At 61.0% G+C, this 13,540-nt stretch carries 18 protein-coding genes; 7 read left to right on the top strand and 11 right to left on the bottom strand.

The genetic code is table 11. From position 1 onward, the window contains the following. Positions 1 to 148 precede the first annotated feature (148 nt). Together G3256_RS06835 and G3256_RS06830 are read left to right on the top strand one after the other, a co-directional pair. Positions 149 to 1,177, top strand: coding sequence for a Hint domain-containing protein (locus tag G3256_RS06835; RefSeq protein ID WP_169640106.1), 1,029 nt, complete (start codon positions 149 to 151; stop codon positions 1,175 to 1,177). Further along, positions 1,174 to 1,341, top strand: a complete 168-nt coding sequence (locus G3256_RS06830; protein ID WP_169640105.1) for a hypothetical protein — start codon at positions 1,174 to 1,176, stop codon at positions 1,339 to 1,341. The genes G3256_RS06835 and G3256_RS06830 overlap by 4 nt, the downstream gene beginning before the upstream one ends. Here the strand turns inward: G3256_RS06830 and G3256_RS06825 are convergent. Genes G3256_RS06825 through tatA form a run of 4 tightly spaced genes read right to left on the bottom strand, consistent with a single transcriptional unit; the run spans position 1,331 to position 3,723 of the window. Further along, complete coding sequence (locus G3256_RS06825) at positions 1,331 to 2,176, bottom strand: ATP-binding protein (protein ID WP_169640104.1); 846 nt, start codon at positions 2,174 to 2,176, stop codon at positions 1,331 to 1,333. The two genes, G3256_RS06830 and G3256_RS06825, sit on opposite strands and share 11 nt — an antisense overlap. Then, a complete protein-coding gene (gene tatC / locus G3256_RS06820) occupies positions 2,173 to 3,021 on the bottom strand; it encodes a twin-arginine translocase subunit TatC (protein WP_169640103.1) in 849 nt (282 codons plus the stop codon). The genes G3256_RS06825 and tatC overlap by 4 nt, the downstream gene beginning before the upstream one ends. Beyond that, entirely contained in the window at positions 3,018 to 3,464 is a 447-nt protein-coding gene (gene tatB / locus G3256_RS06815; protein ID WP_169640102.1) for a Sec-independent protein translocase protein TatB, read from the bottom strand. Before tatB ends, tatC begins: the two co-directional genes overlap by 4 nt. Positions 3,465 to 3,468: 4 nt before the next feature. Beyond that, positions 3,469 to 3,723, bottom strand: coding sequence for a twin-arginine translocase TatA/TatE family subunit (tatA, locus tag G3256_RS06810; RefSeq protein WP_169640101.1), 255 nt, complete (start codon positions 3,721 to 3,723; stop codon positions 3,469 to 3,471). Positions 3,724 to 3,937: 214 nt separating this feature from the next. Here tatA and G3256_RS06805 point away from each other — a divergent pair, with 214 nt between their 5' ends. Together G3256_RS06805 and G3256_RS06800 are read left to right on the top strand one after the other, a co-directional pair. Then, positions 3,938 to 4,315 (top strand): hypothetical protein, encoded by a 378-nt coding sequence (locus G3256_RS06805; protein WP_246227829.1) that lies wholly within the window; start codon positions 3,938 to 3,940, stop codon positions 4,313 to 4,315. A gap of 1 nt (position 4,316) precedes the next feature. After that, entirely contained in the window at positions 4,317 to 4,982 is a 666-nt protein-coding gene (locus G3256_RS06800; RefSeq protein WP_169640100.1) for a helix-turn-helix transcriptional regulator, read from the top strand. Positions 4,983 to 5,039: 57 nt separating this feature from the next. On the opposite strand, the gene G3256_RS06795 is transcribed toward G3256_RS06800, so the two are convergent. From G3256_RS06795 to G3256_RS06765, 7 genes are all read right to left on the bottom strand, one after another. Beyond that, positions 5,040 to 5,984, bottom strand: coding sequence for a glutathione S-transferase family protein (locus tag G3256_RS06795; RefSeq protein WP_169640099.1), 945 nt, complete (start codon positions 5,982 to 5,984; stop codon positions 5,040 to 5,042). A gap of 182 nt (positions 5,985 to 6,166) precedes the next feature. Further along, complete coding sequence (locus G3256_RS19300; RefSeq protein WP_281359599.1) at positions 6,167 to 6,400, bottom strand: glycine zipper 2TM domain-containing protein; 234 nt, start codon at positions 6,398 to 6,400, stop codon at positions 6,167 to 6,169. Between the two features lie 133 nt (positions 6,401 to 6,533). Further along, positions 6,534 to 6,896, bottom strand: coding sequence for a Lin0512 family protein (locus G3256_RS06785; protein ID WP_169640097.1), 363 nt, complete (start codon positions 6,894 to 6,896; stop codon positions 6,534 to 6,536). Continuing rightward, positions 6,889 to 7,239 (bottom strand): Lin0512 family protein, encoded by a 351-nt coding sequence (locus tag G3256_RS06780; protein ID WP_169640096.1) that lies wholly within the window; start codon positions 7,237 to 7,239, stop codon positions 6,889 to 6,891. The genes G3256_RS06785 and G3256_RS06780 overlap by 8 nt, the downstream gene beginning before the upstream one ends. Before the next feature lie 13 nt (positions 7,240 to 7,252). Continuing rightward, positions 7,253 to 8,335, bottom strand: a complete 1,083-nt coding sequence (locus G3256_RS06775) for an ABC transporter ATP-binding protein (protein ID WP_169640095.1) — start codon at positions 8,333 to 8,335, stop codon at positions 7,253 to 7,255. Positions 8,336 to 8,519: 184 nt separating this feature from the next. After that, a complete protein-coding gene (locus G3256_RS06770) occupies positions 8,520 to 9,641 on the bottom strand; it encodes a DNA alkylation repair protein (RefSeq protein ID WP_169640094.1) in 1,122 nt (373 codons plus the stop codon). Positions 9,642 to 9,648: 7 nt separating this feature from the next. After that, entirely contained in the window at positions 9,649 to 10,428 is a 780-nt protein-coding gene (locus tag G3256_RS06765) for an SDR family oxidoreductase (RefSeq protein ID WP_169640093.1), read from the bottom strand. 142 nt (positions 10,429 to 10,570) lie between these two features. On the opposite strand from G3256_RS06765, the gene G3256_RS06760 reads away from it, so the two are divergent. From G3256_RS06760 to G3256_RS06750, 3 genes are all read left to right on the top strand, one after another. Then, positions 10,571 to 11,386, top strand: coding sequence for a Hint domain-containing protein (locus G3256_RS06760; RefSeq protein ID WP_169640092.1), 816 nt, complete (start codon positions 10,571 to 10,573; stop codon positions 11,384 to 11,386). Between the two features lie 84 nt (positions 11,387 to 11,470). Continuing rightward, positions 11,471 to 11,812, top strand: a complete 342-nt coding sequence (locus tag G3256_RS06755; protein WP_169640091.1) for a RidA family protein — start codon at positions 11,471 to 11,473, stop codon at positions 11,810 to 11,812. A 111-nt stretch (positions 11,813 to 11,923) separates the two neighbouring features. Next, positions 11,924 to 13,531 (top strand): peptide chain release factor 3, encoded by a 1,608-nt coding sequence (locus tag G3256_RS06750; protein WP_169640090.1) that lies wholly within the window; start codon positions 11,924 to 11,926, stop codon positions 13,529 to 13,531. Positions 13,532 to 13,540 lie beyond the last annotated feature (9 nt).

Genomic DNA, 13,540 nt, shown 5'->3' with positions numbered 1-13,540 from the left:
CACAGGAATTCAACCTGTGGTCGCCAAAGGTCCCGCAATTCCCTGAAATTGCCCAGGACAGGTCACTTTTCTCCTGTCCGCTGCCATCGCCCTGCCCTGTTTCCGCTTCAGAAACAGTCACAGAGAACTTCTGCGATTGGGCGGTGCCATGCCGGCGTTTTACAAATACAACTTTGCCATTCTGGGGACGCAGTCCACCGATGGCAGCGGCACGCCCATCGATTATGACAGCGTGCCCACGGGTTCGTGGTCCTATGGCGGCACGACCACGATGTTCGTTGTGGAAGAGCGCAATCAGTCCAATGACGAGTTCGAAGGCGACAAAAACGACGAAGTGATCGCTCAGAACAACCGGCTCGGGAAAGGTCAGGCCCAGAGCGTTGAGATCAATGGCTCAGACCAGCAGCTGATCTGGGATTACACCTTCACGGTCAGTGACGGAACGAACACCTGGCGCATCGGTGTCATTGATGTGGATCTTAACAACGACAATGATCTCGAGGATGCGGGTGAAGACGGTTATTTTCTGGTCTTCCCCGACGGGATGCCCCCCGCCAACACGACCCTGAGCGTCGGGGGCGTGGTTGAGGATGATGTCTCGACCCCGCATCTCGATCTCGGGGCCACGCTGGTCTGTTTTGCCGCCGGCACCCTCGTTGACACAGCCAGCGGTCCGCGCCCTGTGGAGAGCCTTGCCGCCGGCGATCTGGTCATGACGCGCGATGCCGGTCTTCAGCCGCTGGTCTGGACCGGTGCGACGACCGTGCCCGCACTTGCTGATGCAGCCCCCGTGGTGATCTCGGCCGGCGTTCTCGACAATGAAACCGACCTCGTGGTCTCGCCGCAGCACGCACTGCTGGTCGAAGACTGGCGCGCAGAGCTGCTCTATGGCGAGACCGGTGTTCTGGTACGTGCCGTTGACCTGCTTGGCCATGACGGTGTTTACCGCCGCCCTGGCGGGATCGTCACCTACTGCCACATCCTCTTTGACGCCCATCACCTGGTGCGCACCGCAGGCCAGTGGTCTGAGAGCCTTTATCCGGGCGATATGACCCGCCAGATGGTCAACCCGGTGGCGCGTGCCGAGATCGAAACCCTGTTCCCCGACCTGAAAGGATACGGTCCCAAAGCCGCGCGCTGTCTGCGCCGGTTCGAGGCCGGATGTCTGCCCCTATGAAACCTCAGATCTCAATCCCCCGGACCTCTGTTTCTGCTTACTTTTCGCTCGGAAGCGAAGAAAACGGTGTCTGCACAAAACTGCTGTTGCTGCTGCAGACCCGCAACTTTCCCGAAGATCACAGCGCGCAGATCATCCCGTTCCCGGGCCGTTTCAGCTGCTGATTTTCACGCCCTGACGGCCGGCCAGATCGGTGAAGTACTGCCAGGCCACGCGTCCCGAGCGCGCTCCGCGTGTCGCCTGCCACTCAATGGCCTCGGCATGCAGGGTCGCATCATCGATATTTACGCCCCAGGCGTCGCAATAGCCCCGGATCATCGCCAGATACTGTTCCTGATCACAGGAGTGGAATCCGAGCCACAGGCCGAACCTGTCCGACAAAGACACTTTTTCTTCGACGGCCTCTGAGGGGTTAATCGCACTGCCCCGTTCGTTTTCGATCATGTCCCGCGGCATCAGGTGGCGACGGTTCGATGTGGCATAGAGCACAACATTATCGGGTCGCCCCTCAATGCCCCCGTCCAGAACGGCCTTAAGACTTTTGTAATGCGCATCATCATGGCCGAAACTCAGGTCGTCGCAGAAAAGAACAAACCGGTAGGGCGCATCCCGCAGCAGGCTCAGCAACCGCCCGACAGAGGGCAGATCCTCGCGTTGCAGCTCAACAATGCGGAGATCTTTATGTTCTGCGTAAACTGTACCATGTATTGCTTTGACAAGACTTGATTTCCCCATACCGCGCGCACCCCACAAAAGGGCGTTGTTCGCCGGCAGACCACGGGCAAAGCGACGCGTGTTATCAAGCAGCGTATCGCGCGACCGGTCGACCCCGACCAGCAGACCGATGTCGATGCGCGACACCTGAACCACCGGCTCAAGCCTGTCAGGGCCCACATGCCAGACAAATGCAGACGCGGATGAGAAGTCAGGTGCCGCAAGAGGTGCCGGCGCCATCCGCTCCAGAGCGGCGGCGATCCGGTCCATCGGATCATCAATCACGTCAGATCATCCTCGTCGTCGTAATACCCTTCGGCACGCAGTTTCGCCTCGCGTTTGGTCTCTACCCGGCGCACGAGGAAGATGGAGACCTCATAAAGCCCGTAGACCACAACAAAGAGGATCACCTGGGTAATAACATCGGGTGGCGTCACAAGCGCTGCAAGCACCAGAATGGCCACCACAGCATATTTGCGGACGTTACCAAGGCCCTCGGCGCTCACAAGTCCCGCCTTGCCCATCAGGGTCAGCAGAACCGGCAGCTGAAAGCACATGCCGAATGCGACGATGAACTTGATCGTGAGGTTCAGATATTCCTGCGCCGAGCCCTGAAAGACGACGCTCAGGCCCGGACTGGTCGCAGGGTCTCCCGGCAGCGCCTCACCTTCGGCGCCGAACTGCTGGAAGCCAAGAAAGAAGTCATAGGCCAGCGGCGTGACCACGTAGAACGCGAATGACGCACCCAGCAGGAACATTACCGGCGAAGAGATCAGGAAGGGCAGAAAAGCGCCCTTTTCGTTGCGGTAGAGCCCGGGCGCTACAAACCGCCACATCTGATGCGCGATCACCGGGAAGGAGAGCATCAGCCCGCCCAGAAGTGATACTTTAATTGCGACGAAGAAACCCTCCTGCGGACTGATAAAAATCAGATCGCAGTCCTGTCCGCGCTGAGCCAGAACCGTACACAGCGGATCGGTCAGAAAATTAAAGATCGGGGTGGCCACGGTAAAGCAGATGATCATGCCCACCAGAAACGCCATCACCGACCGGATGAGCCGGGTACGCAGCTCCGCCAGGTGTTCGATCAGCGGGGCGGCGCTGTCTTCAAGGTCATCCGATGCGCTCATGTTTCGCTCTTCTGCTCCGGTGCCGCGGCGGCTTCAAGCTCGGCGGCTTTGGCCTGCGCCTCTTCAGCTTCGCGTACCTTGCGGTCCGCGGCGGCGCGCGCGGTGGCGGCCTGGATCTTTTTTGTCTGCTCGGCGCGTTCTGCGGCCAGTTTTCCGGTCTCGCTGTCCGGGTCAAAATTACCCAGATCGCTTGCGGCCTTTTTGACGCCGTCCATTGCTGAATTCACAGGACTGGTTGCCGCGCGCAGCCCTTTGGAGATGTCTTTCACGCCCGCATCATCTGCGGCGTCATTCATCGCCCGGCTGAACTCGCGCGCCATACCCTTGGCCTTGCCGACAAACTGTCCCAGCGTGCGGAACATGACCGGCAGGTCTTTGGGCCCGATAACGATAAGCGCGACGATGCCGATGACCAGCATCTCCGTCCAGCCAAGATCGAACATGAATTCAGACCTTGTCTTTTTCGGTCTTCAGATCAGTTGCCGGGTGCGTGCCTGCATCTGTGCGCTGGGGCGTGATGTCTTTGGCTTCCTCTTCGGAGGCGTTTTTGATCTCGTCCTGGCCTTCGTTGATGCCTTTTTTGAAGGAGGTGATGCCTTTGCCCACTTCTCCCATCAGGCTCGATATTTTGCCACGTCCGAAAAGGACGAGCACAACAACGGCGATCAGCAGCAGGCCGGGAAGGCCGATATTGTTCAACATGAGTAATCTCCAGAATGGTCTGTGCCCGCGCACTGCGGGCCTGTCGGAGATGTGTGTACGCAATGGTGCGCGGCGGATGAAGCCTCAAAACCCCGCCGCGGGCCGAAAACCGGGTGCGGAGAGAAGAATTTTAGTACTCGCCAAACTCAACTGACAGGTTTATGTCAGTTGCACCCTGTCAAAAGCGCATCAGACGCAACTGAAAGGACTGAACATGCGCACGACGAAATCATTACTGCCTGCTATTACCCGATCCCCCGCGGATACCGGCCGCGGCCCCGCCGGTGACCGGGTCGCCGAAATCGTGACCTTCCGGCTCAGCGCCGGGGCCGATGTGGACGCATTTCTGACTGCGGCCGATGGCATGACGCCCTTTCTGCAGAGCACCGGTGCTGCATTGTCGCGCACGCTGAGTGTCGATGAAACCGGGCTCTGGACGGATCACATCACCTGGACCTCAATGCGCGCTGCAAAAGATGCCGCAGCAGAGATGATGCAACAGCCCGAAGCGGCCCCCTTTATGCAGCAGATCGACGGCGACACCGTGGTGATGCGCCACGCGCCGGTGCGACACACCCTGACGATGGAGTAACATGCGCCGCACGGACCGCCTTTTCGATATCATCGGGATCCTGCGCGACGGCAACCTGCACCGCGCGCAGGACATCGCAGAGCGTCTGGAGGTTTCCGTCCGCACCATTTACCGCGATATGGACACGCTGACAGCCTCCGGCGTGCCGGTCGAGGGCGAACGGGGTGTCGGCTATATGATCACCGCTGCCATCACTCTGCCGCCACTGAACCTTACTGTGGCCGAACTCGAAGCGCTGAACCTGGGCATGGCGATTGTCGGCGAAGCGGCTGACCCTGATCTGAAAGCCGCAGCGCTGAGCCTTGCCGATAAAGTGGATGCCGTGCTGCCCGCGCAGGTGGTCTCTCAGGCGGACGCCTGGAAATTCGCGGTTTATCCCTTTGCGGATGCTGCGCGCGGGTTCGCGCATATGCCGACCCTGCGGGCAGCCATCCGGGCCCGGCAGAAGCTGCGCCTGACCTATACGTCCAAAGACAGCGTGGTCAGTTCGCGGGTCGTGCGTCCGCTGCATATGGAATACTGGGGCCGGGTCTGGACCCTGACCGCCTGGTGCGAACTGCGCGAGGATCACCGGGTGTTTCGTGTCGACCTCATTCAGACAGCCGAAGCGCTGCCCGAGCTGTTTGTGGATGAGCCGGGCAAAACGCTGGACGATTATGTGCCCTGAAACGGGCGCAACCAGGATCACCCGCGCGCGCACCCCGACGCCGGCAGAAACGCCGGCTCAGGCGAAATCGATGCGGTAACCGATGCGCGGGAAGTGCACACAGACGCGCCCGACATCCGGCTCTTCGCGCAGCACGGTAATCGTATCTGCGTTTGCCGTGACAACGGTGCCGGACACCCCCTGCTCACCCCCGTCCACATCCGGGTGCACGACAACCGGCATCCCCTCACGAAGCCCCTGCGGATCATTTGGTGCAACGCCGGTTCCGTCCAGAGGTTCGGCGGCGGCGGCAATGTCGATGGCTTCCTGTGGTGTCATCGCGCTGACGGTTCCGTGACCGATCGCCGCGACATTACGCTCCCAGCGTTCAAGATGCGGAAACTCCGACAGAAACGCCGCCCCCTGATCCCAGCGGCCACGGATAAACCAGACCACGTGATAGATCTGCGCATCCACAGCACCCACGGCCTCTCCCAGCATATAAGCGCGCCCGTCGCTGAGCTGTTCATTGAACCAGCCGAGCGGCCCGCGCATCTGAGAGGCAAGATGCGGCAATGCTGCATTCGCGGCTTTCAGACCCGCCGCCCAGTCCGGCCCGAGATAGAGCCGGCCCCGGTCAGCCGCAAAATCCTGCGGCAGGTTGTCTCCGGCAGACCCGAGAACAATCTTCACCGCGAGATCAAAAAAAGCGCCGTCCGTCCAGCGGCTGAGCCCCCACATCAGACCGGCCTGCGCGGTCGGAAAGAACGAGGGCTCCGGAAACCGGCGATCAAGTTCTCGGATGATGCACTGGCTGTCACAATAAATGTCGGCACCGATCTGCATGACCGGCGTGCGCCGATACCCCCCCGAGAGCTTAGTAAGATCAGGCTTGGGCGCGAGACGCGGGATTTCCACATCGCGCCAGATGCATCCTTTGATCCCGAGCGCAATCCGCGCCTTTTCGGCCACGGGCGACTGCGGGTAATTGTGCAGAATGATCTCAGGTGCGCTTGCGTTCATCGTCCGGGGTCCTTTTTCAGCGGGGGCGGTGTGAGTGCATATCTGCGCCTCACAAAGTGTCAGGCATAAAACGGGCGCGGCGATTTCTCAGCCACGCCCGTTTGAGTTTCTTTCAGAGCTGCGGCGGCGTACCGGAACGCTGACGCATCCGCGCCCGCGTTCCCTTCAAAGCCGCGCCCGGCTCAGCAGCCTGCGACGTTCTGGCCGGCTGCGGCACCTGCGGCAGCGCCTGCAGCAGTCGCGATCGTCTGGCCTGTGCCGCCACCAACCTGGTTGCCGATCACGCCGCCCGCGATTGCACCGCCGATTGCGCCCGTTGCACAGTTTCGTGCACGTTGCTGCTCCGGAGTCACCGGTGCGCAGGCCTGAAGCACACCGATCACAGCGATCAGGGAGACTGTTGTCACGATTTTCATAGTTAAGTCCTCATTCTCATAGTGGCGGGCCATAGCGGCACCGATCCTGGGTGCAGGTTATTTCATCCACAGAGCCAAGCACAAGGCCCAGTTCACAGCCCCGTGACACTGCGGGGAATCACGCCGGTGCGCTTCAGGGCGTCAGCGTCCAGCCGGTCTGGCGCGGCAGGAAGGCCTCGACACTGGCCTGCGCCACAACAATCGGGTCGTTCGGATCGGCGGTCTGCACGTTCAGCCCCCCTTTGACGACCCGCACCTCAGCACGTCCGCGCGGCAGCACCGGCAGCAGATCATCCGGATTGACCGCATCAGGCTCCTGCACACCAACGGTCACCTGTACGCGCATTTCAGCATGCGGCAGGTCGAGAACGCCGAAAAGCGGCAGAGAGGAATGCCGAAAGGCATCCTCAATCGCGCGCTTTGCAGCCTTGGTGTAATCCTGGCCGTGCAGATCGTTGCCCATGCCCATTTCGATAATCAGACGCTGCTCACTCACCGGCCTTCTCCATATCAAATCCCACGGTCAGGGCGACGTTAGCCATGATCGTCGGATTGCCGTCCCCGTCCGGTCGTGGCGCATCAAGTCCGCCGTGATGCACGCGCACCTCGGCATCGCCATAGGGAAAGACCGCCATGACTTCGCTCACATCCACCGCATCGGGCTGCTGAACGCCGACATCCACGATGATCTTCATATCGGTCTTCTCAAAGCCGAAGAGCTCCGCGAGGTTGATCGAATTGTGCCAGAGCGCGTCTTTGACACCCCGTACTGCCGCCTGGGTATAGTCACCGCGCCGCAGCGAGGTCCCCATGCCGAATTCCACAAGTAACCTTTGCATGCGCATCGCTCCTTCAGGCTGCAAAAACAAAACACCGGTCGCGCCGGATCGTCAGCCACATCACCGTGCCCGGTTGCGGCAGAAAGACGTTCGGCACCGTCGCCCGAAGCACGGAGCCGTCATAGTCCATCACGAACTCCACCAGGCTTTCGTTGCCCATAAACCGCGCGCGCTGCACTATGGCGCGCGCGGCCGTCCCGTCACTGGCAGTCGGTTTCGGTCCCTGCCCTCCCCGGTCGAAGTCGATCCGTACGTGCTGCGGTCGAAAGACGATGCTGACGGCCGTGCCATCGGGCACACCGGGAGCAAGAAACCGACCGAAGGGGGTCTGTGCCAGGGCACCCGACACCTCGGCACGCAGCACGTTGGCATCTGAGAAAAAAGCCACGGCGGCGCGGTCCACCGGACGGGTATAGACGTTATAGGGCGCGCCCTGCTGCACGATTTTGCCGTCGCGCATCAGAGCAATTTCATCAGCCATGCGCATTGCTTCTTCAGGCTCATGCGTTACCAGAAGCACCGCGGTGTCCTGTTCTTTGAGAATGGTCAGCGTCTCGTCCCGGATCCCGTCGCGCAGGCGGTTGTCGAGCCCTGAGAACGGCTCGTCCATCAGCATGATCCGCGGACGCGGCGCCAGAGCACGCGCCAGCGCCACGCGCTGTTGTTCACCGCCCGAAAGCTGATGAGGATAGCCGTCGATAAACCGCAGAAGATCGACACGTTCCAGCAGTTCTTCGACCCTCTCACGTTTCCCGGCGCGTGTGCCACTTTTCAGCCCGAAAGAAACATTATCCGCGACGCTGAGGTGCGGAAAAAGCGCAAAGTCCTGAAACATCAGTCCGATTTCGCGCCGCTCGGGCGGCACCCGGAACACCGTGTCACAGATCAGATTGCCATCGACCCGGATCTCGCCGCTGTCCTGCATCTCGACACCGGCAATCATGCGCAGCGTGGTGGACTTACCGCAGCCCGACGGGCCCAGAAGACAGGTTACCTGCCCCGGCATGATCTTAAGGCTCACGTCATCGACCACGGCCCGCCCGTCAAAGGAGCGGCGCAGGTTCCTGATCTCTAACCTCGGGTGCGGCTGGGACACGTGGGGGCGGGCTCCGGAAATTCCGACAGAAAGGGTCGGGTAGGAGCTATCAGCCCTGCCCGGCGCCCGCAAGTATCGCAGAGAAATCCGTATGACCGGTACCCGGATATGACCCCCTGCCGGTGTCCGGCCTGGTCCGGCGGCGCCCGGAACCACACCATGCCGGAAAGGCCCCGCGCCCGCATCATCCCGTCAGGTCAAAGAACGCCTCAGCCCGGTCCACCCCGTTGACCTGCAGCACGATCGCATGTCGCCCGGGATGCAGCGTAAAAGTCGTCGCATCCCCTTTCATTGCATGGAATTTTGAGGCCGTGAACGGGTGCCCGGGGCGCGCAATACCCTGTCTGAGCTTAAACACTTTCTGCGATGCTCTGCCCGAGGGCCGGTAAAAGCTGATCCGGTAGTCCACCAGAACCGGCATCTCCTCCGTTACCGCAATCTCGCAGGAAAACGCCAGGGCGTCGCCGATCCGGATGGTGGGCGCGTCAAGAGACAGTGTCACAGCCAACGGGGCCTCCTGACGGTAGCCAAGCGCCAGCAGCGCACCGGGATGGCCTGACTTCACTGCGGTGCGCAGCGCATGACGGGTCATCCAGGCAAGCTCTCCGGGGTCCTGTTCTGCGGCATCTGCCCATATCGCAAGGCGGGCAACAACCAGATCCGCGTCCCCTTTGCTCAGGTCATTGAGATGGTTGGCCACCGACCGGGTGACAAAGCGGGCTGGGTCCGCTGACAGCCGGTCAAGCAGCGGCAGCGTCTGTTCCGGGCTCAGGGAAACAGCGCGGGCCCAGGGCAGCCTTGGCCTTGTTCCCTCGCTCACAAGGCGGCGCACATGGTAATTGTCGTCCTCCGCCCAGACCGCAAGATCAGCGAGCGTCTCTTCAGGCCAGCGGGTGAGAAAGGCACGGATGTAAAACTCCATCGAAAAACGTTGCGTGGCCGCGTAAATCAGCTTCATGGCCATTGCGCGATGAGCCTCAAGCCCGTGCCGCGCGGCCAGAATACCCGGAACCGCGTGAATGAAATGCCCGAAATCATTATCTCTCAGCGTCGGGTCAAGCCGCGGAGGCATCGCCGCCTCCAGCTGGTCAGCCATTTCCTCAAAGTCTGCTGAAAGCTGTGCTTCAGCGCAATCTGCGATCCATTCGAGCCGCGCCATAAGCTCGCGCTCTGCAAAGCCGGCAAGGGCCGCGCGCTGAAACCGCCCGGCGTCAAAAAACGGCAGGGCAGCGGCGAATTCCCGCGCCAGCTGCCCCACCGTTTCGGCATTGAAAAGCTGATCTTTCAGCAGGGTCTTTGCGGACATCTGTGCGTCAGATCGTGGCGTTGGTGGCGCCACCGTCCAGCAGCAGGTTCTGACCGACGATAAAACCCGCATGCACCGAACATAAGAACGCGCAGGCGGCACCGAATTCGTGGCGCGTACCATAACGCCCCGCAGGGATATTCGCCGCACGGTTCGCGCGCGCCTCATCCAGCGTGATGCCCTGTGCCTTCACGACAGCACCATCCAGTGCGTCGGCCCGGTCGGTGGCGTGAATGCCAGGCAGCAGATTGTTGATCGTGACGCCCCTGCCGGCAACCTGGCGGCTGGTTCCGGCGACATAACCGGTAAGACCGGTGCGGGCAGCATTCGACAGACCCAGCACCGGTATCGGCGCCTTAACCGACTGCGAGGTGATGTTGATCACCCGTCCCCAGCCCCGGTCCATCATGCCCGGCACAAGCGCTTTGATCAGCGCGATCGGGGCCAGCATATTGGCATCCAGCGCCCTGATGAAATCATCACGGTCCCAGTCCTGCCAGCTGCCGGGCGGCGGACCACCGGCGTTGTTTACCAGAATATCGGCCTCGCCCACCGCGCTGATGACGGCCTGCTGGCCTTCGGCAGTGGTCACGTCCGCCGCGACCGTGGTCACGGAGACCCCGGTGGCCGCGCGGATTTCCTCAGCGGCGGCCTCGAGTGCTTCTGCACCCCGCGCGTTCATGACCAGATCGACCCCGGCCTCCGCCAGCGCCTCGGCACAACCGCGCCCCAGTCCCTTTGATGACGCACAGACCAGTGCGCGTTTTCCTCTGATCCCAAGATCCATGATTTTTCCTCCGTCAGGGTTCACCAACTCCTGGCACACCCCCACCCGGGTTTCCAGCCACCGGAGCGCTGTTAACCACACAAACCTTTTGTTGACCCTTTTGCGGGAAACTGTGCCCGGACGGGAAGCAGAAAGGCCGGCGATGGGGCAGACATATGATATCGACGTCCTGGACGGCGCAGATTTTATCGCCGTCGCAGGCGTGAACGAGGGCGATGCGCTGGGTGCAGTTGCTGATCTGCTGCCCGATGACTGTTATGCCCTGACCCTGGGCGCGACTGCCCGCAGCATCGGTCTTGCCGGTACCGCGCCCGATCATCTGCAGATTATCCGCGGCGAGGGATACGGCATGCGCCTGCGGACCTCCGGCGCTGTGACTCTGATGACCAGCACAAATGACCTGTGCGAACTGATCGTGCTGACCGGAGCGGATGTGGCGGGCACCACCCGCGCCACGCTTTTCACCGCCTCCTCGCCGCTCGCAGCCGGTGTCACCTGGCGGATCGTAGCAGTAAACAGAACGGCCTCTCTGGCGCCCTTTCTGACAACACGCACGCCGTCTTTTGCCGCCGGCACCCGGGTTATCATGGCCACGGGCCGTCTCTGCGCGGTTGAAAATCTGCGGGCCGGCGACCGCATTCTGACACGCGATAGCGGGCCGCAGACTGTACGCCATATTTCGCACCGCGTCTCGCCTGCTACCGGCCGGGATACCGCAGTAAGGATCGCCCCGGGGGTGCTGAACAACCCCCGGCCCCTGACCCTGAGTGCGGCCAACCGGCTTGTCCTCAACGGCGGCGGGGAAACCGTCAGCGCAGGCACTCTGGTGGATGGTAAAACGGTGACGGCTCATCATGGCGGATATGTCGAATACCTGACGCTGCATTTTGACGACGACGAAACTGTTTACGCCGAAGGTGTCTCCGCCGCGACATACCCATGTCGCGGTGCGGCCTGACGGGGTGGGCGCTGCTGATGGTTGCAGTCCTGGCAATTTCCCGCCATGCAGCCGCAAACCTGACAGATACCGGAAAGGGCAATCATGATCGAAAGAATAGAAACCGGCGAACGCTCCTCAAAAATAGTAAAGTATCAGGGTGTTGCATACATCACCGGCCAGGTTGGCGAGGGTGAAACCATTCAGGAGCAGACCTCAGAATGTCTGCGCAGGCTCGACTCGTTGCTGATCAAAGCCAATTCATCGCGCGAACAGATGCTGCGCGCGACCATCTGGCTGGCTGATATGAAGGATTTCGCCGGCCTGAACGAAGTCTGGAACGCCTGGGTGCCAAAAGGACATGCGCCCGCGCGGGCCTGTGGTGAGGCAAAGCTGGCCCGCCCGGAGCTGAAGGTCGAGATCATCGTTGACGCAGCCTACGACTAAGAACGCCTGCGCCGCGCGCCGGACTGAGGTCGCCGGCGCGCATCGGCATCGGTTGCCCGGCGCGCCCGCCACCGCTTGCGGCGGTAAAAACCATCACCTATACGCGATGACATGTCTCAAACCGCCCGAAACCGCCCCGATCTGCCACCGGAAATTGCCCGGCGCCGCACCTTTGCGATCATCTCGCACCCGGATGCCGGCAAAACCACGCTGACGGAGAAATTTCTGCTCTTCGGCGGCGCCATCCAGATGGCCGGTCAGGTGCGCGCCAAAGGCGAAGCCCGCCGCACCCGGTCCGACTTTATGGCGATGGAAAAAGACCGGGGAATCTCAGTATCCGCGTCGGCAATGTCTTTTGATTTCAAAGAGTTCCGGTTCAACCTGGTCGACACACCCGGCCACTCTGACTTCTCGGAAGACACATACCGGACGCTCACTGCAGTTGATGCCGCCGTGATGGTCATCGATGGCGCCAAAGGCGTTGAGAGTCAGACGCAGAAACTTTTTGAAGTCTGCCGCATGCGCGATCTGCCGATCCTGACCTTTTGTAACAAAATGGATCGCGAAAGCAGGGACGTTTTTGAAATAATTGATGAAATTCAGGAAAATCTGGCGATTGACGTAACACCTGCGAGCTGGCCCATCGGCGTCGGTCGGGATTTTTTGGGGTGCTATGACATTCTGCGCGACCGTCTGGAGCTGATGGACCGCGCGGACCGGAACCGGGTGGCGGAATCGGTCGAGATCAATGGTCTGGACGATCCGAAGCTGGCAGAACACGTGCCCGCGCAGTTGCTCGAAAAGCTTCGGGAAGATCTTGAAATGGCACGCGAGCTGTTGCCGTCGCTCGATATGGCGGCAATGCATGAAGGATCGCTCACGCCGATCTGGTTCGGCTCCGCCATCAACTCTTTCGGCGTAAAAGAACTGATGGATGGCATTGCGAACTACGGTCCGGAACCACAGATACAGTCGGCGGAGCCAAGACAGATTTTGCCCGAAGAACCAAAGGTTTCAGGCTTTGTTTTCAAAGTTCAGGCGAATATGGATCCCAAGCACCGCGACCGGGTCGCATTCCTGCGTCTTGCTTCGGGTCACTTTACCCGCGGGATGAAGCTCACCCATGTGCGCAGCAAAAAGCCGATGGCGATTACCAATCCGGTGATGTTTCTCGCCTCTGACCGTGAGCTCGCCGAGGAAGCCTGGGCCGGCGATATCATCGGCATTCCGAACCACGGGCAGCTGCGCATCGGCGACACGCTGACCGAGGGCGAGGCCATCCGCGTCACCGGCATCCCCTCCTTTGCCCCTGAGCTTTTGCAGGGCGTGCGCGCGGGCGACCCCATGAAGGCCAAGCATCTCGAAAAAGCGCTGATGCAGTTCGCGGAAGAAGGGGCCGCCAAGGTGTTCAAACCGTCCATCGGGTCAGGCTTTGTGGTGGGGGTCGTCGGGCAATTGCAGTTCGAAGTACTCGCAAGCCGGATCGAACTGGAATACGGGTTGCCTGTGCGCTTTGAAGCGTCGCAGTTCACCTCTGCCCGCTGGGTGAAAGGTGACAGGCAGGCCATTGATAAGTTTGCGGAAAGCAATAAACAGCATATCGCCCACGACCATGACGGAGATGTGGTTTATCTGACCCGGCTGCAGTGGGACATTGATCGCGTGGATCGCGACTATCCCGACATCACGCTGACGGCGACCAAGGAGATGATGGTCTGATACAACGCC

It is taken from the genome of Roseobacter ponti, assembly GCF_012932215.1.
Taxonomy (GTDB): Bacteria; Pseudomonadota; Alphaproteobacteria; order Rhodobacterales; family Rhodobacteraceae; genus Roseobacter; species Roseobacter ponti.
Note: the sequence above shows the minus strand (reverse complement) of the source record. Positions and strands in the feature narration are given on the sequence as shown.

Excerpts from the sequence above, each read along its gene's own strand:
- G3256_RS06795 (WP_169640099.1), bottom strand. The coding sequence starts at position 5,984 with ATGAACGCAAGCGCACCTGAGATCATTCTGCACAATTACCCGCAGTCG.
- tatB (WP_169640102.1), bottom strand. The coding sequence starts at position 3,464 with ATGTTCGATCTTGGCTGGACGGAGATGCTGGTCATCGGCATCGTCGCG.
- tatA (WP_169640101.1), bottom strand. The coding sequence starts at position 3,723 with ATGTTGAACAATATCGGCCTTCCCGGCCTGCTGCTGATCGCCGTTGTT.
- G3256_RS06780 (WP_169640096.1), bottom strand. The coding sequence starts at position 7,239 with ATGCAAAGGTTACTTGTGGAATTCGGCATGGGGACCTCGCTGCGGCGC.
- G3256_RS06755 (WP_169640091.1), top strand. The coding sequence starts at position 11,471 with ATGATCGAAAGAATAGAAACCGGCGAACGCTCCTCAAAAATAGTAAAG.
- tatC (WP_169640103.1), bottom strand. The coding sequence starts at position 3,021 with ATGAGCGCATCGGATGACCTTGAAGACAGCGCCGCCCCGCTGATCGAA.
- G3256_RS06835 (WP_169640106.1), top strand. The coding sequence starts at position 149 with ATGCCGGCGTTTTACAAATACAACTTTGCCATTCTGGGGACGCAGTCC.
- G3256_RS06830 (WP_169640105.1), top strand. The coding sequence starts at position 1,174 with ATGAAACCTCAGATCTCAATCCCCCGGACCTCTGTTTCTGCTTACTTT.
- G3256_RS06800 (WP_169640100.1), top strand. The coding sequence starts at position 4,317 with ATGCGCCGCACGGACCGCCTTTTCGATATCATCGGGATCCTGCGCGAC.
- G3256_RS06805 (WP_246227829.1), top strand. The coding sequence starts at position 3,938 with ATGCGCACGACGAAATCATTACTGCCTGCTATTACCCGATCCCCCGCG.
- G3256_RS06750 (WP_169640090.1), top strand. The coding sequence starts at position 11,924 with ATGTCTCAAACCGCCCGAAACCGCCCCGATCTGCCACCGGAAATTGCC.
- G3256_RS19300 (WP_281359599.1), bottom strand. The coding sequence starts at position 6,400 with ATGAAAATCGTGACAACAGTCTCCCTGATCGCTGTGATCGGTGTGCTT.
- G3256_RS06760 (WP_169640092.1), top strand. The coding sequence starts at position 10,571 with ATGGGGCAGACATATGATATCGACGTCCTGGACGGCGCAGATTTTATC.
- G3256_RS06765 (WP_169640093.1), bottom strand. The coding sequence starts at position 10,428 with ATGGATCTTGGGATCAGAGGAAAACGCGCACTGGTCTGTGCGTCATCA.
- G3256_RS06770 (WP_169640094.1), bottom strand. The coding sequence starts at position 9,641 with ATGTCCGCAAAGACCCTGCTGAAAGATCAGCTTTTCAATGCCGAAACG.